This is a genomic window from Streptomyces sp. NPDC060232 (genome assembly GCF_042726555.1).
Classification (GTDB): domain Bacteria; phylum Actinomycetota; class Actinomycetes; order Streptomycetales; family Streptomycetaceae; genus Streptomyces.
In genome coordinates, this window is sequence record NZ_JBHXAG010000002.1 from 35,864 (window position 1) to 56,811 (window position 20,948).

Sequence of the window (20,948 nt, forward strand, 5' to 3'; positions counted from 1 at the left end):
GTCACACGTTGGTAGACGCGGGGTCAACAAGTCGTGCGCGGGGGATTGACGACCTTGCTGACAAGCAGTCTCATAAACAGTGACCGCCGGTAACTCGACGACGAGGTGTCCGAAGCCATGACGACCGTGACCGAACGAGCCGCGCTCAGGGACGCCCTCGGCCTCCTCAAGGACCGGGAGCAGATAGCCGAGCGCCTGCTGGAATCCTCGGCCAAGCACTCCTTCGACCCCGACAAGGAACTCGACTGGGACGCCCCCATGGTCGAGGGGAAGTACTACTGGCCGCCCGAGCTCCTCTCCCTCTACGACACCCCGCTCTGGAAGAAGATGGGCGAGGAGCAGCGCATCGACCTCTCCCGCCACGAGGCGGCGGCGCTCGGCTCGCTCGGCATCTGGTTCGAGATCATCCTCATGCAGCTGATGGTCCGCCACATCTACGACAAGTCGCTGACCAGCAAGCACGTGCGCTACGCACTCACCGAGATCGCCGACGAGTGCCGCCACTCGATGATGTTCGCCCGCATGATCCAGAAGAGCGGCAGCCCCGAGTACCCCGTCTCCCGCCTCAACCACAACCTCGCACGGATCCTGAAGACCGTCTCCACCACGCCCGGTTCCTTCGCGTGCACCCTGCTCGGCGAGGAGATCCTCGACTGGATGCAGCGCCTGACCTTCCCGGACGAGCGCATCCAGCCGCTGGTCCGCGGCGTCACCCGGATCCATGTCATCGAGGAGGCCCGGCACGTCCGGTACGCGCGCGAGGAACTGCGCCGCCAGATGCTGACGGCCCCCCGCTGGGAGCAGGAGCTCACCCGGATCAGCTGCGGCGAGGCCGCCCGCGTCTTCTCCCTCGCCTTCGTGAACCCGGCCGTCTACGACAACGTGGGCCTGGACCGCCGCGAAGCGGTCGCCCAGGTCCGCGCCAGCGGCCACCGCCGCGAGGTCATGCAGACCGGCGCCAAGCGGCTCACCGACTTCCTCGACGACATCGGCGTCCTGCGCGGCGTCGGCCGGAGGCTGTGGCAGAGCTCGGGGCTGCTGGCGTAGGCGCGGCGGGTGGGGGAGTACGGATCGGGCCGGGACTTCGCGGACGCCGGCCGCGGCCGGCCGCCCGCGGGCTACCCTGCGGTCATGACCGTACGCGCGTACCGCAGGCTGAGCGTCGAGGAGCGGCGGGCCCAACTCCTCGACGCGGCCCTCTCGCTGTTCGCGCACCGGGCTCCGGAGGAGATCTCCCTGGACGACGTCGCGGAGGCCGCCGGAGTCTCCCGCCCGCTCGTCTACCGCTACTTCCCCGGCGGCAAGCAGCAGCTCTACGAGGCGGCCCTGCGCTCGGCGGCCGACGTCCTCGAACTCTGCTTCGCCGAACCCCAGGAGGGCCCCCTGACCCGGCGGCTGTCCCGGGCCCTGGACCGCTACCTCGCGTTCGTCGACGAGCACGACACCGGCTTCGCCGCCCTCCTCCAGGGCGGCAGCGTCGTGGAGACCTCCCGCACCACGGCGACGGTCGACGGCATCCGCCGGGCCGCGGCCGACCAGATCCTCCTCCACCTGGGGGTCCCGGCGCCCGGGCCCCGGCTGCGCATGATGGTCCGCACCTGGATCACGGCGGTCGAGGCCGCCTCCCTCACATGGATCGACGAGGGCAAGCAGCCCGAGGTCGACACCCTCCGGGACTGGCTGCTCGACCAGTTCATCGCCCTGCTGACGGCCACCGCCGCAACGGATCCGGAGACCGCGGAGGCCGCCCGGGCCGCCCTGGCCATGGAATCGGCGGACGGCCCGGTCGGGGCCCTGGCCCGGCGCGTGATGCCGGTGGTGTCCGAGGCCGCCCACCTGCTGTGACACTGGTGGGGTGAGAAGCCAACCGACCCCGTTCGAGGGCGGCCCGATGGACGGCCGGGTCCTCCCGATCCTGCTCGGCCCGACCGGACACCCGCCGAAGTGGTACGAGATCCCCGTCCCGACGCCGGACGGCCCGCCGACGGTACTGCTGTACGAACGCGTCCCGTCGGGCTACTCGAAGCGGCTGGGCCTGCAGAAGGGCTGGAAGTACGCCTTCCGCCCCTCGGGTACCAAGCCCCGCCCGCGCTGGCCCTGGACCAAGGCCCCCCGCCCCCAGGACTGACCCACCGGGCCCGAGCCTCGGTCCCCGGCCGAGCCTCCGTCCCCGGCCGAGCCTCCGTCACTGCCCGAGCCTCCGTTCCCCGGCCCCGCCCGCGTCCGGCCCGCGTCCGGCCCGCGTCCGGCCCGCGTCCGGCCCGGGGCCGGACCGGGGCCGGACCGGCCGCGGGGGTGCCGGGGACCGGCTACGTGCCCGGGAGGGAGAGGACCGCCAGGCCGCCGCCGCCCTCCGCGGTGCGGAAGCGCAGCGTCGCGCCGATCGCCTCCGCCTGGCCCACGGCGATGGTCAGCCCCAGCCCGTGGCCCTTCCCGCCACTGCGGAAGCGCTGCGGGCCGTGCGCCAGCAGGTAGTCGGGGAAACCGTCGCCGTGGTCCCGTACGGTCACCACCGGCCCGTCCACCGTCAGCACCACCGCCGGCCGGCCGTGCTGGTGGGCGTTGGCCACCAGGTTCCCCAGGACCCGCTCCAGCCTGCGCCGGTCCGTCTCCACGTGGGCGTCCCGCAGGACGACCACCTCCGTGTCCGTGCCCGACGCCCGCACCACGCGCCGGGCCAGCCGCCCCAGTTGGTGCAGGTCCGTCTCCACCGCCTCGCTTCCCGAGTCCAGCCGGGAGATCTCCAGCAGGTCCTCCGTCAGCTGCCGCATCGTCCGTACCCGTTCGCGCACCAGCTCCGTCGGCCGGCCCTCCGGCAGCAGCTCCGACGCCGCCTGCAGCCCGGTCAGCGGCGTGCGCAGCTCATGGGCCACGTCCGCCGTGAACCGCCGCTCGCTCTCCAGCTTCGACTGCAGGCTCCCCGCCATCGTGTCCAGCGCCCCGGCCACGGTCGCCACCTCGTCCTGGCGCCGCGACGGGTCCTTCGTCCGCGGGTCGCCCACCCGGGCGTCGAGATCGCCCTGGGTGATCCGCCGCGCCACGGTCGCCGTCTGGTGCAGCCGCCGGGTCACCCGGGTCACCGAGAAGGCGCCCACGAGCAGCGTCCCGCCGATCGCCAACACCGACGACCCCATGATCGCGTTGTCCAGCCCGCTGATGGTGCGGGCGCTCTGCCCGTAGTCGACGGCGGTCGCCAGCGCCCGGCCGTCCGCCGGGGCCGCAGCCCACATCGTCGGGCGGCCGCGGTGCTCCGCCACGACCGTGCCCCGGTGGCCGCTCACCGCGAGCGCCCGCAGCTCCGGGGGCAGTCCCACGGGGTCCAGTCCGGAACCGGGCGGCAGGCTCTCGCCCGCCTCGTAGGCGCTCGCGACGTCGTTCAGCTTGCCCAGCGCCTTCTCGCGCGCCGTGGCCACCGTCTGGCGGGTCACCTCCACGTGCACGAGCGCGCCGAGCGCGGCCGCCAGCGAGCAGCACATCACCACGATGAAGCACGCCGACTTCCAGGTCAGCGTGGCCGTCCAGGAGGGCAGCCGAAGTCGGAGCCGTGGCCGGAGCCGGAGTCGTGGCCGGAGCCGAGGCCTGAGCGGCAGCCGCCGCCCGGCCCGCCGCCCGCGGTCCTCGCTCACGGCCGGTCCGGTGCGGGGCCGTGACCGGGGCCGGACCCCGGACCGAGACCGGGGCCGGATCCGGAGCCCGGACGGGATCCCGGCCCCGGACCGGACCCGGGGCCCGGGCCGGGGCCGCGGTCCTCCGGGCCCTGCGGATTCGCGGGCACCCGTACGATCTGCTCGCGCGTCGGCAGCATGGTGCGCTGCTTCTCCTCCCAGGACCATGCGGTGATCAGCTCGTAGCCGCGGTTCCCGCTGGGCACCCGCAGGACCACGTCCCGCCCGGCCAGTTCCACCGAGACGACGGTCTGCGTGGTCGCCATGATCCGGTTGAGCCGCCCGTCGCGGTCCGCCGTGTAGACCCGTACGGACATCTTCCGGTCCGGGAACTCGATGCCCACGATCAGCTCGTCCGTGCCGTCGCCCGTGAGGTCCCGGTAGTACGGCGTCAGCACCGGGCACGCCTCGGGCTCCGCGGCCCCCTGCTTGCAGGCGTTGATCGCGGCCGCGGTCTCGGCCGGTATCCCCTCGGCCCCGACCCGGGCCTTGGGGCGGACCCGCAGCTCCGCCTGGACGAGGGCCACCGGATCGACCGCGTGCACGTCCCCGTCGGGGACGGGCGGGATCCCCTTCACGTACTCGGGCGGGGCCCCGGCCGGATCGGCCGGCGGCACGGTCGCCCCCTGGCGGTCGGGCCACAGGTGCACCGGCCCGCTCGCGGTCGCCGTCGCCCCGGCGCCGACCAGCCCGCCGGTGTCGCCGCACCCCGCGAGCAGCGGAAACACGGTGAGTATCAGCAGGGGGGCGACGGCGGGAGCGGGGGAGCGGCGGTGCCCGGAGCTGCCGAAACCGAACCTCTTCACGGCCCCCCTGTCCACAGCCCCCCGTGCCCTTCCGCCCGCGTTGCCCCGTCGTTCGATCACGCCCACCATATGCGGAGGTGCGCCCGTTTTGCCCATGCGGGTGTCGATGCCGATGCCGATACCGGCACCGGTCTCCGGCGCGCGGGCCGTTCTTCCGTACGCCGGTACCTCGGTCAGCCGTCCGTGCGTCCCCGGCGCAGCATGGCGAAACCGAGCCCGGCCGCACCCACCGCCGCGATACCGGCGCCCGCGGCGAGCAGGAGTACGCCGTCGCCCGGCCCGTCGGCCAGCGTACTCAGCCGCCGCCCCTCGGCGGACGCGGCCTCCAGGGCGCGGGTGTCACCGGAGGCCGCCCGCTGCTCGGTCGAGACCGGGACGGCCTGACCGTTGCGCGCCGCGTCACGCGTACCGGTCTTGTGCCCGGCGCCCGCGACGGCGTGGCCGCCGCCCTGCGCGGAAGCGTCGCCCACCCATGAGGTCAGCCGGCCGTCCGAATCCAGGGCCGCGTGCAGTTCGCCGGAAGCGCCGAAGTCGGTGATCCCGTCACGGCTGGTCAGGGTGGTGGCCGTGGCGCCGTCGGCGGCCAGGATGTCAGCCTGGTAGGCGCCCTTGGCCGTCCGGTACACCTTCGCCGTGGACACCCCGTCGGCCAGCCAGAGGCTCTTGACCAGGGTCCGCTGCGGGGCCGCGGAATGCGCGGACGAGGCCGCCGGTACCCCTTCGGCCAGAGCGGCGGCGGTGGGCAGCGCCAGCAGGCTGCCGGCACAGGCGGTCACGGCGGCGGCGCGAACGAGAGTGCGGCGGCGGACGGTGCTCACGGAAAGTCCCTCGGTACTGGTCACGGCCTGGCATCTCCAGGTGCGACCAACCTAGGGGGCGGCCGTTGCGGCGACACCCCGTTCGTGTAACAGCGAAGCCGCAACGTCCCGTCGGACTCGTTACACAGCCGGACTCGTGACACCACCGAGGGATTGCCGTGCGGCGCCCCGGCTGCTCCCATGGACTGCGGGGGTGAGGGTGAATGCGCGGACTCAAGGTACTGCCCAGCGGCCGGCCCGGTCGCGGCCGACTGTACGTCAACCTGCCCGACGGACAGGCGGTCGCCTGGTACGACCGCCAGGCCAACCGGATCAGCGTGCTCGCCGACGACGACCGCGAGGCCGTCCTGGCGGTTCTGCGTCCCTACCTGAGCGGCACCGTGTCCATCGGGCCGCCCCCGGTACCCACCGCGGCCGACCTGCGCCGCCTCGCCCTGCCACCCGACGCCGACCTGGCCCCGAACCGCCCCGGCGAGACCCTGCTGGCGGAGCTGGAACACGGCTCCGCCGCGGGCACCCGCGCCCGGCACCGGCTGCGCCAGGACCTGACCGCGCAACAGCGGATGGGTGACGCCTTCGACGCCTTGGAGCCGGACGGCTGGCGGACCCTGCACTGCGTCCCGCTCCCGGGCTTCGGCCACATCGACCACCTGGTCATCGGTCCGGCCGGGATCTTCTGCGTGCGTACGGTACCGGGGCGCCGTCAGCGCGCGGTCGTCGGCGACCTGTTGCTCACGGTCGGCCGCGCGGAAGCCCGCCCGGACCCCCGCTGGATCCGCGGCGCGGCGGCCCGCGCGACGGCGCTCCTGGCCGCGAAGGTGACCCCCGCCCTGGCGGTCGTCGACGCCTCCCGCCTGGAGACCGCCCCGACGGTTCGCGACATCCGCATCCTCCAGCCGCCGACGGCGACCCCGGACCTCGTCGCGTCCCCGACGACCCTCAGACCACCGGACGTCGAAGCCCTGTTCGCCCAGGCCCGCGACACCCGGACCTGGCTACCGCCGACCGCTCCACCCCGCTCCCGACCCACTCCGGCCCCGCCGGGCGGCACCTCCCGGAGCTAGGGTCTGTATCGAGTTGCCCCGCGGCGTCGCGGCGTCCGGCACGCACCCTCGGCGCACCGGCCGAAAGCCACGTACGTCCCGTAACGTCCCGTACGAGCGCTCCCGGCCGGCACGCCGAGAGCACGCACCGGACGCCGCTCCTGACGGGTAGACGTTGCCCTGGCGCGGCATGAGCCGGGCAGTGCGAGGCGCCTGGTGGGCGGGCAGCCCAGTCCAGCCCCGCCGGCGCTTGAGGCGCGCGGTCCGGGACGCAGCCCCGGGAAACGGCGAAAGGGCGGCGCGGGGCGGGGAGAGAGTGCCGCAGGCCCCCCACCCTGCCGGAGCACCCTCAGGCAGAGGCCCGCTTCCGCGGCGTCGCGGCCTTCTTCGCCCCCGCGGCCGTACCGGCCTTCTTCGCACTCGCCGCCGAAGTCGACTTGGCCGTCGTCGACTTGGCCGTGGTCGACTTGGTCGTTCCCGACGTGGCCGTTCCCGATCTGGCGGTGGTGGACTTCTTCTTCGACGTGGTCTTCGCGGCCGCCGCGGTCTTCTTCGCCGAAGCCGCCGTCGACTTCTTCCCGCCGACGGCCTTCGGCGCAGCCGACGTCTTGCGGCCCGGCCCACCCCGCCGCCGCATCGGCGTGACCTCGGCCCCCGCTCCCGCTTCCTCGGCCCCCGCCTCCTCAGCCCCACCCGCCTCGCCCCGCGAGGCCTTCGCAGCCTGCACGCTCTTCTCCAGCGCCGCCATCAGGTCGATCACCTGCCCGCCGGCCGGCTCCCCCGAGGCCTCCACCGGCTCGAACGCCCCACCCGCCTTCGCCGCGATCATCGCCTCCACCGCGTCCCGGTAGTCGTCGTGCAGCGAAGCCATCTCCACCTCGCCGAGCGTCGCCATCAGCGCGTCCGCCAGGTCGAGTTCGGCGTCCCGCACCGTCACCTCCGCGTCCGGAGCGACCCCCTCCGGCGCCCGGATCTCATCCGGCCACAGCAGCCCGTGCATCGCGATCACGTCGTCGACGACCCGCAGCATGCCCAGCCGCTCCCGCCCCCGCAGCGCGTACTTGGCGATCGCGACCTTCCGGCTCCGCTTCAGCGCCTCACGCAGCAGCGTGTACGGCTTCGCCGCGGTCGCCCCGTTCGCCGCCAGGTAGTACGCCGCGTCCATCTGCAGCGGATCGATCTCCTCGGCGGGTACGAACGACATGATCTCGATCGTCTTCGCGGTCGCCAGCGGCAGCTGCGCCAGGTCCTCGTCCGTGATCGGGATGACGGACCCGTCCGCCTCCTCGTACCCCTTGCCGATCTCGGCGCCCGGCACCTCCTCGCCGTCCAGCTCGCACACCTTGCGGTAGCGGATCCGCCCGCCGTCGGCGAGGTGGATCTGGCGGAAGGAGATCGAGTGGCTCTCGGTCGCGTTCACGAGCTTGATCGGAATGCTGACGAGGCCGAAGGAGATTGCTCCGTTCCAGATGGATCGCACGGTTCCTCCCGTTTCGTGGCAATCTCATCGTATGACGCCGATCACCATGGTGGAGGGCCGTCGCATCTCGCTCAGCAACCTCGACAAGGTCCTCTACCCGGAGACCGGCTTCACGAAGGGCGAGGTGCTCCACTACTACGCCACCGTCGCGGGGCCCCTGCTCGCCCAGATCCACGACCGGGCGGTGTCCTTCCTGCGCTACCCCGACGGACCGGACGGCCAGCTGTTCTTCACCAAGAACCCGCCGCCGGGCGCACCCGACTGGGTGAGGACCACCCCCGTACCCCGCTCCGAGGACCCCTCCGCCGAACAGGTGGTCGTCGCCGACATGGCCACCCTCATGTGGTCCGCCAACCTCGTCGTCGAGTTCCACATCCACCAGTGGCCGGCCGGCAGCCCCGCCGTCGCCGACCGCATGGTCCTCGACCTCGACCCTGGTGCGCCCGCGACCGTCGCCGAGTGCTCCGCCGTCGCCCTGTGGCTGCGCGAGCGCCTCGCCGCCGACGGCCTCGACGCCTACGCCAAGACCTCCGGCTCCAAGGGCCTGCACCTGGCCGTGCCCCTGGAGCCGACCCCGTCGTCGCAGGTGTCCGCGTACGCGAAGCGGCTCGCCCAGGAGGCCGAGCGCGAGCTCCCCGACCTCGTGGTCCACCGCATGGCGAAGGCCCTGCGCCCCGGCAAGGTCTTCGTCGACCACAGCCAGAACGCCGCAGCCAAGACCACCGCCGCCGCCTACACCCTGCGCGCGCGGGCCCGCCCCACCGTCTCCGCCCCCGTGTCCTGGGCGGAGGTCGAAGCCTGCCGCACCCCCGCTGACCTGGTCTTCCTCGCCGACGACATCGGGCCGCGACTCGACCGCGACGGAGACCTCTTCGCCCCGCTCGCCGACCCCGCGCAGGGCCGCCCGCTCCCCAGGGCCCGCCCGTGATCCGCGTCGCGCTGGCCGCCGCCGTACGCACCCTGCCGCGCGCGGCAGGACTGGCGTACGAGCCGAAGTTCGACGGGCACCGGCTCGTCGTCGTGCGCTCGGCGGCCGGCGTGGCGCTCCAGGCCCGCTCCGGGCGCATCGTGACCAGCGCGTTCCCCGACCTGGCGGCGGCCGCGCTGCAGTTGCCCGCCGGGACGGTCCTCGACGGCGAGGTGGTGGTCTGGCACGAGGGCCGGACGGACTTCGCCCTCGTGCAGCGGCGCGCGGCGGCCACCGCGGCGCGGGCCGCCGTGCTCGCGCAGAGCCTGCCGGCCTCGTACGCCGCCTTCGACGTGCTGGAACTGGCCGGGCTGGACGTGCGCGCCCGCCCGTACGAACGACGCCGCGCCCTCCTCGTCGACCTGCTCCTGCCCCTCGGGCCGCCCCTCCAGCCGGTCCCGATGACGACCGACCCGGAGCTGGCCGCCACCTGGTACGAGACGCTCCCCGCCAGCGGCATCGAGGGCCTCGTCGTCAAACGGCTGGACCAGTCCTACCCGGCCGGGCGGCGCGGCTGGCAGAAGCTCCGGCACACCGACGTACGGGACGCGGCGGTGATCGGGTATACCGGAACCCCGCGCCGTCCGCTCGCCCTCGTCCTCGTCCTGCCCGTCGGGGACGAGACCCCGCTGGTGTCGAGTCCGCTGACGGCGGCGCTCCGACGGGAGGTGGCCGAGGTCGCCGCCGCCCGCGGGGCCGCCGAGCCGCCGGCCACCGCCACCGTGACCGCCATCGGCCTCGGCGAGGTCCCCTACCGCGCCCTGGACCCGCCGCTCACGGCGGAGGTCCGGCACACCTCGGCCCGGCACCCGCCGCCGGAGGTGCTGCGGCTGCGGACAGACCTCTGACCCGAGCGGGAGGCGCGGGTCAGAGGTCCGGGTCGTCGTCCTCGGGATGGCCGTGTCAGGCGTGCGCCCCGCGTCCGGCGTCGGGGGGAGCCCCGGGCTGCGGGTGCGGACCGGGCCCTTCGGGCAGCTCGTATCCGGACTCGCGCTCCTTGCGCACCTCATCCGGGTGGCTGGAGGTGGTGGAGCCGAAGTTCCCGTAGCCCTGCATCTCGTGCGGTCTCAGCCCGCCCTCGGGGATCTCCACCTGGTCCCGCTCCTCGCGGACCTCGTAGACCGCTCCGCCCTCCGGCAGATGGGGCTGCTCCTCGGCGGCGGGGGGCGGCGGTTCCTTGGCCCGGACCCGCTGGCCCAGCTTGAAGCCGCCGAGCAGCATGCCGGCGACGAGGATGCCGACGACGAGGAACCACACGATGTCCCAGGCGACCGGGTCCACGCTCAGGATCATGTCCATAGGGACATTTTCTACATGACCCATCAAATCGCGCCTGTTGGGGGAGCGGATTCCGGTGCGCGAACCCCTGCCACGGTGCCGTTCCGGACGTTGACCGGTCCGTCGCCGTCCCGAAGCGCACCCGCCTTGCGCGCCCCGCGCCCCCGGGGCGTGCCCCACCCGTCACGCGGGTGCACGCCCGGTGCGAGGGCGCGGGCGTCACGGGGGCGGCTCAGGCGCTGGTGGCCAGGGACGGAATACCGACCACCGCCACGTCGATGCCCTGCGCGCGCAGGGCGCGGGCCGCCTGGAGCAGGGACACCTGGGCGAAGGTGAACAGGTTCTGCGTCGTCAGAGCCTTGCCGCTCTTGAGCGAGATGGCGTAGACGACCTTCCTCGGGGTGAACTCGTCACCGACCGGGTGTCCCGGGTGCCGTTCCCGCACACGCCGGGCGAACTCGGCGCGCGCCTCCGCGTCGTAGCGCAGGGCGTCGGCGGAGATCCTGCCCTGGGCGAAGAGGTGGCTCAGCGGCGCCGAGGAGGCGGCCCTCTTCACGTGGATCAGGGTCCCGTCCTCGGCGAGCAGGTCCGCCGCCTCGAAACCGTGAGGATGCAGGGCGGTCCTGATCAGCCGACGGTCCAGGCAGAGATAACCGTGCTTCGCTGCCTCCAGGTTGTATTCCTCCTCCGTCGCGAGGTCGGTCGTCCAGGCCGGCAGCGGACAGCCGGCCGGTGCGGTGAGCAGGGCGTCGACCTCGCTCCGGATGCCCTCCAGGTACTGGTCCCCGATCTCGAACCAGCGCCCCTCGTGATGGAAGTAGCGGCTGGCGCCGAGCGGAATCTCGGCCGTGATCCACTTGTGGGCCTTCACCTGGGCGCTCACCGGATCGGTGCCCTCCTCGTCCCGGTGCATCTGTATGTAGCCCGCCCTGAGGGCTGCCAGGCGCCTGCCGGGCGGGATGCCGTCGAGCAGCTCCAGAATGTCGCCGATCGCCGGAGACGGCATGAGGCGGCGGACGGGTCCGACCTTCACCTGGTAGGAGAGTGCGGCGTCCTCCTGGTCGAGGCAGGCGGCGGGGACGGCCAGGGCCAGCGATCCGGTGTCCGCCGAGGCGCCCAGCAGATCGTCGAGACGGTCCTCCAGGTCGCTGCGTCGCGGGTCTCCGCTCTTGAGCGGCCGAACGCGGGCGATGGCCTCGAACTCCGGTGCGGGAGAGCGGCGGGCGAGGATCGCCCGGATCTGTGCGAGGTCGGGCAGCAGGTCCTCGGGCTGCGCACCGAGATGGATCTTCAGGGCGTCCGTACCGGCCACCTGAGCCGTTCGCCGGCTGTGCTTCCCGATCGTGAGTTCCGTCGAGCTCAGGGAGCCGACCAGCCGGCTCACCACCTCTCCGTACTCCTCGATGGGGAACGCGCGGATGTGCTGGCCCTGGGCTGCCGAGCTCCGGTCCGTGCGGCCTCTGGCGTCCATCAGGCTGTGCGTGACCTGGCGGATGGCGTCGGGCTGCGCCGCGCGCAGGACGAAGTCGAAGCCGAAGCCGGGGGAGATCCTGCTCTGGTCGAGCAGCAGGTGCCCCATGCCGAAAGTGAGGGCGAAGACGTCGTCGGCGACGGGGAGGAGCAGGACGCACGCCGAGGTGCGGTTCTCCACGGGCGGCTTCCGCCCGGTGAGGGCGTGCACGGCGGAGGTCCAGTCGGGCGGCCGGTGGTGGCCGATCACACCGTGGCAGAGGAGTGCGGGGGCGTCCCCGACCGTCACGTCCTCGACGGCGAAGGAGTGATCGTGCTCATACCTGGCGTTGAGTGCTGCCCGCAGGTCCGCGGGGGACGGGCCCGTGTCCCGGAGCAGGTAGAGAGTGCTGCGCCGGGTCCTGGGGACGGCGGCCGGGCTGTGGGTGAGGGTCGGGCCGAGCGGCATGGGGACTCCCGGGGTGGTGAGGCGGGGGGGTGGCGCTAACGGCACCCAGTAGATGCTCTCGTGAAAGCACTGTCAAACATGAATTCACGCTCGGGTTGTGGTGTAGGGTGTGAACTGCCAGCCCAGAGGAGAGGTGCCGCCCGGTCATGCCCGAGACAACAGCCCACGTGACAGCCGCGGAGATCTCCCGCATCGCCGGCGTCACCCGGGCCACCGTCAGCAACTGGCGCCGACGGCACGCCGACTTCCCCCATCCGTCCGGCGGCACCGACACCAGTCCGCTCTACGACCTCGGAGCGGTCCAGGCGTGGCTCGGCTCGCGCGGTCACACGCAGGTCGCCGACCCCCGGGAGGAGCTGCGCACCGCGGTCCGCTTCCAGGCCTCCGACCCGGACAGGACGACCGGCCGCATCGGCTTCGTCCTCACGCTCGCCCGCCGCTCCCCGGACGAGACGGCGGCGCTCGCCGACCTCACGGACGCCGAACTCGTCGCCCGCGCCGCCGAAGAGGTGGCCGAGCTCCTGGCCTCGCTCCCCGGGCCGACGCCCGTGAGCCCTCCGTTCTCCGCATCCGACGGCCCCACATTGCGCGCGATCCTTCGCTGCGTACGCGAGGAGGGCGGCCCGGCCGCGCTCGCGGTGCTCGCGGAAAGGGAACTGGAGGACAGCGCCGCGACCGGCGTCTACGGAACTCCCGAACCCTTGACGCGGCTGGTCGCGGAGCTCCTCCCGGCGGGGGTCGCGCGGGTCCTGGACCCGGCCTGCGGCAGCGGCGCGCTGCTCGCGGCCGCCGCCGGGCGCGGCGCCACCACTCTCCTCGGCCAGGACTCCGTACCCGTACAGGCCCAGCGCGCCGCGGTCGGGCTCAGCCTCGCGGCGCCATGGGCCGAGGTCACCGTACGCATCGGGGACAGCCTGCGCGCGGACGCCTTCGACGGCCTGACGGCGGACGCGGTGGTCTGCAACCCGCCGTACGGAGACCGCGACTGGGGCCACGACGAGCTCGCCTACGACCCGCGCTGGGCGTACGGCGTACCGGGCCGGTCCGAATCCGAGCTCGCCTGGGTGCAGCACTGCCTCGCCCACCTCGCGCCGGGCGGCTGGGCCGTGCTGATCCTGCCGCCCGCCACCGCCTCCCGCCCCTCCGGGCGCCGGGTGCGGGCGGAGCTGGTGCGCGGCGGCGCCGTGCGGGCCGTACTGGCTCTCCCGGCCGGGGCCGCACCGCCACTGCACGTGGGCCTGCAGCTGTGGGTACTGCAACGGCCCGAGCCGGGCGGCCCGGAGCGGAAGTCGGTGCTGTTCGTCGACATGGCAGGGTCGCCCGGGCCGGGTGCCGGGGGAGAGGCGGCGGGCTCGTCGCGTGCGGGCTCTTCCCGTGCCGCGATCGACTGGGCCGGTCTGACGGCCCGGACGCTCGCCCACTGGGACGCTTTCATCGCCGACCCGGACCGCTTCGCGGCCGAGCCCGGCGCCGCACGTGCGGTGCCGGTCGTGGACCTCCTCGACGAGCTCGTCGACCTCACGCCCGCCCGCCAGGTCCGTATCTCCCACACGGACGTCGACCCCGCCGAGTTGTCCACGCGCACGGAGACCGGCCGCCGCGAGCTGACCGAGGCCGCCCGCTCCCTCCTCGACGCGGCGGACCTCACCGCCTGGACCCCACCCGAACCAGGCGGCTCGGCCCGGGAATGGCGTACGGCCACCGCCTCCGACCTCGCCCGGGGCGGGGCGCTGACCCTGCTCCGTACCGTCCCGGACGCCAAGGGCCCCGAACCGGAGCCGGAGGGGGCTGCCTCCGCACCGGCGGCGCCGGTGCTCACCGGAGCGGACATCGCGCGCGGGACGGGCCCGACCGGCGACCCGGCGGAACTCCGTTCGGCGGCTCACGCGCCCGTGATCGCCGTCGGCGACGTCCTGGTACGGGCGATCGCGGGCGGCACCGGGCCGATGGCCCGAGTGGCGGACGAGGGGGACGCGGGCGCTCTCCTCGGCCCCCAGGTCCATCTCCTGCGCCCGGACCCGGCCCGCCTGGACTCCTGGTTCCTGGCCGGATTCGTCGGCTCGGCGGAGAACATCGCGGGGGCCTCCACCGGCAGCACCGTCCTGCACGTGGCACCGGGCCGGCTACGCGTCCCGCTGCTGCCGCTCGACGAGCAGCGCCGCTACGGCGAGGCCTTCCGGCACGTCCACGTACTCCGCGCGCGGGCACGGCAGGCCGCGCGCCTCGCGGAGGAGACGGCGGCCCTGCTGACGGGCGGCCTCACGGGCGGCGCGCTCCTGCCGGCCACGGCCACGGCCACGGCCACGGCCACGGCCACGGCCACGGCCACGGCCACGGCCACGGCCCCGGCTGGGGCCTCGGCCGATACCGAACCGGCCTGAACCACACGTGTACTTCTCGACCATCCACCACACTTGTCCGCACCCGCTTCCCTTGGGCGGGACGGTCCGGAAGGAAACCGGGGAACCCCTTGAACAGCAGTAAGCACACGGAACTGGCGAACCACGCCTGGTCCGTCGCCGACCTCCTGCGCGGCGACTACAAGCAGTCCGACTACGGCAAGGTCATCCTGCCGTTCACGGTGCTGCGCCGGCTGGAATGCGTCCTGGAGCCGACCCGGGAGAAGGTCGCGGAGACCGCTGCCCAGTACAAGGACCAGGAGGACATCGACCCGGACTACTGGCTGCGCAAGGCCTCGGGCCACTCGTTCTACAACAAGAGCGACCTGACCCTGAAGAAGATCGCCGGGGACCCGCAGAGTGCGGCGAAGAACCTCCAGATCTACGTCGCCGCCTTCTCGGACAACGCCCGCGAGGTCCTCGACAAGTACGAGTTCGCCCAGCAGATCAAGCGGCTCGCGAGTGCCGACCTGCTCTACCAGGTCATCGGCAAGTTCACCGACCTGGACCTGCACCCCGATGTCGTCTCCAACCACAACATGGGCTACATCTTCGAGGAGCTGATCCGCCGCTTCGCGGAGCAGTCCAACGAGACGGCGGGCGAGCACTTCACCCCCCGCGAGGTCATCAAGCTGATGGTCAACCTCCTGATCGCGCCCGATGGCGACGCTCTGACGGTGCCGGGCGCGGTCCGCACGGTCATGGACCCGGCATGCGGTACCGGCGGCATGCTGTCGGCCGCCGAGGACCACATCAGGGCCCTGAACCCGGACGCCACGGTGGAGGTCTACGGCCAGGAGCTCAACCCCGAGTCCTGGGCCATCTGCCGGTCCGACCTGATGATCAAGGGGCAGGACCCGGAACACATCGCGTTCGGCAACTCCTTCAGCGACCCCGCCCACCGGAGGGAGAGGTTCGACTACCTTCTGGCCAACCCGCCGTTCGGCGTGGAGTGGAAGAAGGTCAAGGACGAGGTCGAGTACGAGCACAAGCACATGGGCGAGGCCGGCCGCTTCGCCGCCGGCCTGCCGCGCATCAACGACGGCTCGCTTCTCTTCCTCCAGCACATGATCTCGATGATGAAGCCGGTGGACGTCAAGGGCGGTGGCGGCTCCCGCATCGCCATCGTCTTCAACGGCTCCCCGCTCTTCACCGGCGCGGCCGGCTCGGGCGAGTCCGAGATCCGCCGCTGGATCCTGGAGAACGACTGGTTGGAGGCGATCGTCGCTCTCCCGGACCAGCTCTTCTACAACACCGGCATCTCGACGTACTTCTGGATCCTCACCAACCGCAAGTCTCCGGACCACAAGGGCAAGGTCGTCCTGCTGGACGCGCGCGACCAGTTCCAGAAGATGCGTAAGTCACTCGGCGACAAGCGCAAGGAACTGGGCAAGCAGCACATCGCGGACGTGACCCGCCTGTACGCGGAGGCCATCCAGGCCGCGGCGGACCCGAACCACGAGCTCCACGCCAAGGTCAAGGTCTTCGACAACGAAGCTTTCGGCTACCAGCGCATCACGGTCGAACGCCCGCTGAAGCTCCGCTTCGAGGTCACGGAGGAGACGCTGACGGCCCTGGCGGCGGCGAAGCCGGTCCAGAAGCTGGCGGAGGCGGAGGCGTTCTTGGCCGCTGTCCGTACGCTGCTGGGTTCGTCGTGGCTGACCAAGTCCGAGGCGCTGGTGGCTCTGAAGGACGCGGTGGTCGCGGCTGGCCTGCTGTGGCCGACGGGCGCGCCCTTCGCGAAGGCACTGCGGGAGGCAGTGGGCGTCCGCGACCCGGAGGGCGAGGTGCAGAAGGTCAAGGGCGAGCCGGAACCGGACACGGAGCTGCGGGACTACGAGAACGTCCCGCTGGGCGAGGACGTCGAGGAGTACCTGAAGCGCGAGGTCCACCCGCACGTCCCGGACGCGTGGATCGACCACACGAAGACGAAGATCGGCTACGAGATCCCGTTCACCCGGCACTTTTATGTGTACGAACCGCCGAGGCCGCTGGCGGAGATCGACGCGGAGCTTAAGGCTCTGGAGGCCGAGATTCAGGAGCTGTTGGGGGAGGTGACCGAATGAGCTCAGTGCTCGGCATCTCGCTGCCAGGCGAGTGGTCCTCGGCACCGCTCAAGCACGTCACCACGTATCTAAACCGTGGTTCGGCCCCGACATACGTGTATGAGGGCGCGGTGCGGGCCATCAGCCAGGCTGCGAACCAGGCCACCGGCCTCGACTGGACGCGAACCCGCTTCCATGAGTTCAGCGGTGACCCGAGGAAGCTCAAGGGGTTTCTGTGGTCTGATGACGTTCTCATCAACTCAACGGGGACCGGCACGCTCGGTCGAGTCGGCTACTTTACGCAGTCGCCGGACGGCCTCCCTTGCATGGCCGACAGTCACGTCACTGTCGCGCGTTCGAAGCAGGGCGAATTGGATTCCCGCTTCATGTACTACTGGCTGAGCTCACGCCCCTTCCAGGAGTTCGTGTATGCGGCACTCGTGGTTGGGGCGACCAACCAGATCGAACTAAATCGGGATCGCTTGGGTGACGCACCTGTGCCGCTTCCGGAACTGGAGGAGCAGCGCCGCATTGCCGACTTCCTCGATGCTGAGACCGCCCGCATCGATAGACTCAGCGCCCTGCAGCGCAGCGCCCTCCGAACGCTTGACGAGCGGGAAGCCGCCCAGCTTGATTTGGGTATTGACGTTCTTGTGGAGCGTCATGGTGTTGTGCCGCTTCGCCGTTTCCTCCTGGGAGTTGACCAAGGCGCCAGTCCTCAATGCGATGCGGTGCCGGCTGCCGACGGTGAGTGGGGGGTCCTCAAGGTGAGCTGCCTGAGGCCCGGCGTCTTCATTCCCACCGAAAACAAGAGGCTCCCTGTGGGAATCAAACCCGATCCGGCCAGTGAGGTGCGAGATGGAGATTTGCTCGTTGTTCGGGCGAATACTCCACAGTTGGTCGGTTCGACGGCTGTTGTTCCTAAGGTTAGAGGGAGGCTGCTTCTTTCGGACAAGATTTTTCGTGTCCGCTTGGATGGCAGGCTGACGGCCGACTTCGTGGCGACCGTTGCGCGGGGGCGTCGGATCCGCGCCCTGTGTGCGGCTAGTTCGAACGGCGCTTCCCAGTCGATGGCGAACATTCGGTTCGAAGAGGTCAAGGCGTGGCCGATCCCTGCCGTCGGACTTGGTGCGCAAGCCGATTTCGTGGCACGGGTTGCGAACGGCCGGGCAGTTCTGGACAACCTGCGACCACGCATCGAGCGGCAGCTCGCTCTCCTTGCCGAGCGCCGGAAAGCCCTCATCACCGCAGCTGTAACCGGTCAGTTCGACGTGTCCGCCGCCAGCGGACGCAACGTCACGGAGGGAATCACCGCATGAGCCCCGGCGCCGTCCACCACGAGTCCGCGTTCGGCGACGGCATAGTCGCCGCTATGATCGAGCGCGGCTGGCGCGAGGTCAGTTCCGCCGGCTATCAGCCCGACCTCGGCCTGGACCCCGACGAACTCTTCGAGTTCATCCGCAAGACCCAGGCCCAGGAGTGGCACGAGCTGCGCACCGTCTACGGCGACCCCAACGAGGCCCAGCGCGGCTTCGCCCGTCGCCTCGACCAGGCCATCGCCAACGACGGCCTGCTCCACGTCCTCCGCAATGGCGTCAAGGACCGCGGCGTACTCCTCCGCGTGGCCTACTTCAAGCCAAACCTGGTCGCCGACCCCTCCGCCCTCGACGGCTACCGCGCCAACAGCCTCACCGTCGTCCGCGAGCTGCCGTACGCAACGAAGCAGCTGGACTGGAACAACCGCCTCGACCTGACCCTGTTTCTGAACGGCATCCCGGTCGCCACCGCCGAGCTCAAGAACCCGCTCACCGGCCAGGGCGTCGAGCACGCCAAGGAGCAGTACCGGACCGACCGCGACCCCACCGAGCTGATCTTCACCCGCCGGGTCATCGCGAACTTCGCCGTAGACCCCGACCTGGTCTTCGTCGCGACCGCGCTCAAGGGCAAGAACACCCGCTTCCTTCCCTTCAACACCGGCTCCGAAGGCCCCGGCCGCCCCGGCGGCGCCGGGAACCCGCCCCCCACGGCCTTCGGCCAGTACTCGACCTCCTACCTTTGGGAGCAGGTCTGGGAGCGGGACAACTGGCTCGATCTCCTCCAGCGCTTCGTCCACCAGACCAAGCCGAAGTCAAAGACCCCCGGCGGCAGCACCACCCGTACCACGATCTTCCCTCGCTACCACCAGTGGGACGTCGTCAAGAAGCTGACCGCCCACGCCGCCACCCACGGCGCCGGTCAGAACTACCTGATCATGGCCTCGGCCGGCTCCGGCAAGTCCAACACCATCGGATGGCTCGTTCACCGCCTCTCCGACCTGCACGCGGACAACGACCCCCGCACGCTGAACACCGAGGCCCTGTCCGCCGGCTTCATCAAGCCCGGGGCGCCCGTCTTCGACAAGGTCATCGTCATCACCGACCGCCGGAACCTGGACGCCCAGCTTCGCGAGACGGTCGGCAGCTTCTCCCAGACCGACGGCCTGGTCGTCAAGATCGACGAGAAGCACGGCGCCAAGAGCGAGCAGCTCGCCCGCGCCCTCTCCCGCGACACCGGCAAGATCGTCACGGTCACCCTGCACTCGTTCCCCGCGCTCCTGGACTACCTCAAGCGCAACCCGACCGAGATCAAGGGCACCACCTTCGCGATCGTCATCGACGAGGCCCACTCCTCCCAGTCCGGCGACGCCGCGACCTCCGTCCGGGCCGCCCTCCGGGAACTCGGCCTCGACTCCGACTCCGACGACGCCGGCGCGACCACCGTCACCGTCACCGACAAGCTGAAGAAGAAGGCGCTCGAACGCTCCCGGGCCGCCAACCTCTCCTACTTCGCCTTCACCGCCACCCCCAAGTCCAAGACCCTCGAACTGTTCGGGACTCCGGACCAGGTGAACGGCAAGGCCGCCTATCGCCCCTTCCACACGTACTCCATGCGCCAGGCCATCGAGGAAGGGTTCATCCTCGACCCGCTGCGGAACTACGTCACGTACAACACGTACTGGAAGCTGGTGAACCAGAACCACGACGAGCGCGAGGTCGACCCCGCCAAGGCCAACTCGCTCCTCGCCCGGTACGTACTGACCCACGATTCCACCGTCTCCCAGCACGCGCAGGTGATCGTCGAACACTTCGTCGCCCACACCCGGGGCCGGCTCGGCGGGCGTGCCAAGTCCATGGTCGTGACCGCCTCCCGGCACTCCGCCGTCCAGATGGCCCGCGCCATCAAGAGCTACATCAAGGACCGCGACTACCACACCAGGTACCCGGACATGGGCGTCCTGGTGGCCTTCTCCGGCTCCCTCACCATCGACGGCGAGGAGACCACCGAGCCGAAGGAGAACGGCGGCCTCTCCGAGACCGCATTGCCCAAGGCCTTCGGCTACACGCGCGCCGACGACAAGGCGGTCAAGGCCGGAGCGAAGGGGCAGCAGGAGTACCGGATCCTGGTCGTCGCCGAGAAGTACCAGACCGGCTTCGACCAGCCCCTGTTGACGACCATGTACGTCAACAAGACGCTGACCGGCATCGCGGCAGTCCAGACCCTCTCCCGTCTGAACCGCACCGCCGAACGCAAGGCGCAGGCCGACCTCGCCGTCCTGGACTTCACCAACGAGGCCGAGGACATCAAGGACGCGTTCCGCCCCTACTTCGAGGAGGCGAACACCCTTCCCTCGGACCCCAACCTGCTCTACACCGCTCAGAGCCGGGTCATGTCCGCGCCGATCATCTCCGAGGCGGAGATGGACGAGTTCGCCGCCGCCTGGTTCGAGGCGAAGGAGAAGGCCGCCGGCTCGCAGGCCAAGTGGGAGAAGCTGCACGCCGAGCTCTACCGGCGGCTGTCCCCGGCCGTCACCCGCTACGAGGCCCTGCGCGACAACGACGAGGACGAGGACGAGGTCAAGACGGCCGAGGACTTCCGCGCCGACCTCATCGACTACGTACGCAAGTACGGCTTCCTTGCCCAGATCGTGCCCTACCACGATCCCGACCTGGAGCGCCTCCACCTCTACGGGCGCTACCTCCTCACCCGCCTGCGCGGGCGCACGGACGGTGGCGTGGACATCGGCGATGTGGACCTCAGCCACCTGCGTGTGCAGAAGACGGGCGAGCACGACGTCTCCCTGAGCCCGGAAGGGCCCGCGACGATGCCGGGCTTCGGCGAGGGACCGGGCGGCGCCAAGGAGGCCGAGAAGTCCCTTCTGTCCGAGCTGATCGAGAAGTTCAACGCCAAGTTCGGCACGGACTTCACCGAGCAGGACGTCATTCGGCCCTTCGAGGAGGCCAAGGCCGACGCGAAGGTCCGGGCGGCGGCCGTCGTCAACGACGAGGACAACTTCGGCAAGGTCTTCGACAAGGTCTTCGCGGACAAGATGGCCGACCACGTCGACTCCATCGCCGGCCTCGGCCGCCAGTACTTCGGCGCCGACCGGAACTTCAAGTCCAGCCTCGACCGCAGCGCCCGCCGTGCCGCGTGGCGGATGATCCGCCGCGAGGAGGGCGTGGACGACGCCGCGTAGCCCCTTGGTACGTGTC

16 protein-coding genes are annotated in these 20,948 nt (G+C 71.5%); 10 read left to right on the plus strand and 6 right to left on the minus strand.

Annotated features, from left to right (window positions below):
- Positions 1-117 precede the first annotated feature (117 nt).
- The 3 genes from ACFWFZ_RS04245 (at position 118) to ACFWFZ_RS04255 (ending at position 2,128) form a co-directional block, all read left to right on the plus strand.
- A complete protein-coding gene (locus tag ACFWFZ_RS04245; RefSeq protein ID WP_030834077.1) occupies positions 118-1,047 on the plus strand; it encodes a diiron oxygenase in 930 nt (309 codons plus the stop codon).
- 84 nt (positions 1,048-1,131) lie between these two features.
- Entirely contained in the window at positions 1,132-1,845 is a 714-nt protein-coding gene (locus tag ACFWFZ_RS04250) for a TetR/AcrR family transcriptional regulator (RefSeq protein ID WP_387116412.1), read from the plus strand.
- Between the two features lie 10 nt (positions 1,846-1,855).
- Positions 1,856-2,128 carry a hypothetical protein gene (locus ACFWFZ_RS04255; RefSeq protein ID WP_030028162.1) on the plus strand — a complete coding sequence of 91 codons (273 nt, stop codon included), beginning with the start codon at positions 1,856-1,858 and terminating at the stop codon, positions 2,126-2,128.
- A gap of 181 nt (positions 2,129-2,309) precedes the next feature.
- Here the strand turns inward: ACFWFZ_RS04255 and ACFWFZ_RS04260 are convergent, their stop codons facing one another.
- The 3 genes from ACFWFZ_RS04260 to ACFWFZ_RS04270 all read right to left on the minus strand — a co-directional run bounded on the left by ACFWFZ_RS04260 (position 2,310) and on the right by ACFWFZ_RS04270 (position 5,289).
- The gene (locus tag ACFWFZ_RS04260) at positions 2,310-3,590 is read right to left on the minus strand and encodes a histidine kinase dimerization/phospho-acceptor domain-containing protein (RefSeq protein ID WP_387117286.1); all 1,281 of its coding nucleotides are present in this window, start codon (positions 3,588-3,590) and stop codon (positions 2,310-2,312) included.
- Positions 3,591-3,622: 32 nt separating this feature from the next.
- A complete protein-coding gene (locus ACFWFZ_RS04265) occupies positions 3,623-4,471 on the minus strand; it encodes a hypothetical protein (RefSeq protein ID WP_387116415.1) in 849 nt (282 codons plus the stop codon).
- 173 nt (positions 4,472-4,644) lie between these two features.
- Entirely contained in the window at positions 4,645-5,289 is a 645-nt protein-coding gene (locus tag ACFWFZ_RS04270; RefSeq protein WP_387116418.1) for a hypothetical protein, read from the minus strand.
- 203 nt (positions 5,290-5,492) lie between these two features.
- Between ACFWFZ_RS04270 and ACFWFZ_RS04275 the strand changes: the two genes are divergently transcribed.
- On the plus strand, positions 5,493-6,353 hold the full coding sequence (locus ACFWFZ_RS04275; protein ID WP_387116421.1) for a nuclease-related domain-containing protein: 861 nt from the start codon (positions 5,493-5,495) through the stop codon (positions 6,351-6,353).
- A gap of 328 nt (positions 6,354-6,681) precedes the next feature.
- On the opposite strand, the gene ACFWFZ_RS04280 is transcribed toward ACFWFZ_RS04275, so the two are convergent.
- Positions 6,682-7,812, minus strand: coding sequence for a Ku protein (locus ACFWFZ_RS04280; protein WP_387116425.1), 1,131 nt, complete (start codon positions 7,810-7,812; stop codon positions 6,682-6,684).
- A gap of 31 nt (positions 7,813-7,843) precedes the next feature.
- Here ACFWFZ_RS04280 and ligD point away from each other — a divergent pair, with 31 nt between their 5' ends.
- Entirely contained in the window at positions 7,844-8,740 is an 897-nt protein-coding gene (gene ligD / locus ACFWFZ_RS04285) for a non-homologous end-joining DNA ligase (RefSeq protein WP_387116428.1), read from the plus strand.
- On the plus strand, positions 8,740-9,627 hold the full coding sequence (locus ACFWFZ_RS04290) for an ATP-dependent DNA ligase (protein WP_387117289.1): 888 nt from the start codon (positions 8,740-8,742) through the stop codon (positions 9,625-9,627). The genes ligD and ACFWFZ_RS04290 overlap by 1 nt, the downstream gene beginning before the upstream one ends.
- A gap of 55 nt (positions 9,628-9,682) precedes the next feature.
- Here ACFWFZ_RS04290 and ACFWFZ_RS04295 read toward each other — a convergent pair whose 3' ends face one another.
- Together ACFWFZ_RS04295 and ACFWFZ_RS04300 are read right to left on the minus strand one after the other, a co-directional pair.
- Positions 9,683-10,078 (minus strand): DUF6479 family protein, encoded by a 396-nt coding sequence (locus ACFWFZ_RS04295; protein WP_387116431.1) that lies wholly within the window; start codon positions 10,076-10,078, stop codon positions 9,683-9,685.
- 211 nt (positions 10,079-10,289) lie between these two features.
- Positions 10,290-11,975 carry a DUF6119 family protein gene (locus tag ACFWFZ_RS04300; protein ID WP_387116434.1) on the minus strand — a complete coding sequence of 562 codons (1,686 nt, stop codon included), beginning with the start codon at positions 11,973-11,975 and terminating at the stop codon, positions 10,290-10,292.
- A 146-nt stretch (positions 11,976-12,121) separates the two neighbouring features.
- Between ACFWFZ_RS04300 and ACFWFZ_RS04305 the strand changes: the two genes are divergently transcribed.
- From ACFWFZ_RS04305 to ACFWFZ_RS04320, 4 genes are all read left to right on the plus strand, one after another.
- Complete coding sequence (locus tag ACFWFZ_RS04305; protein ID WP_387116437.1) at positions 12,122-14,356, plus strand: N-6 DNA methylase; 2,235 nt, start codon at positions 12,122-12,124, stop codon at positions 14,354-14,356.
- A gap of 89 nt (positions 14,357-14,445) precedes the next feature.
- Entirely contained in the window at positions 14,446-16,440 is a 1,995-nt protein-coding gene (locus ACFWFZ_RS04310; RefSeq protein ID WP_387116440.1) for an N-6 DNA methylase, read from the plus strand.
- Positions 16,437-17,738, plus strand: coding sequence for a restriction endonuclease subunit S (locus ACFWFZ_RS04315; RefSeq protein WP_387116443.1), 1,302 nt, complete (start codon positions 16,437-16,439; stop codon positions 17,736-17,738). The genes ACFWFZ_RS04310 and ACFWFZ_RS04315 overlap by 4 nt, the downstream gene beginning before the upstream one ends.
- Positions 17,735-20,932, plus strand: coding sequence for a type I restriction endonuclease subunit R (locus ACFWFZ_RS04320; RefSeq protein WP_387116446.1), 3,198 nt, complete (start codon positions 17,735-17,737; stop codon positions 20,930-20,932). Before ACFWFZ_RS04315 ends, ACFWFZ_RS04320 begins: the two co-directional genes overlap by 4 nt.
- The last annotated feature ends 16 nt before the right edge of the window (positions 20,933-20,948 follow it).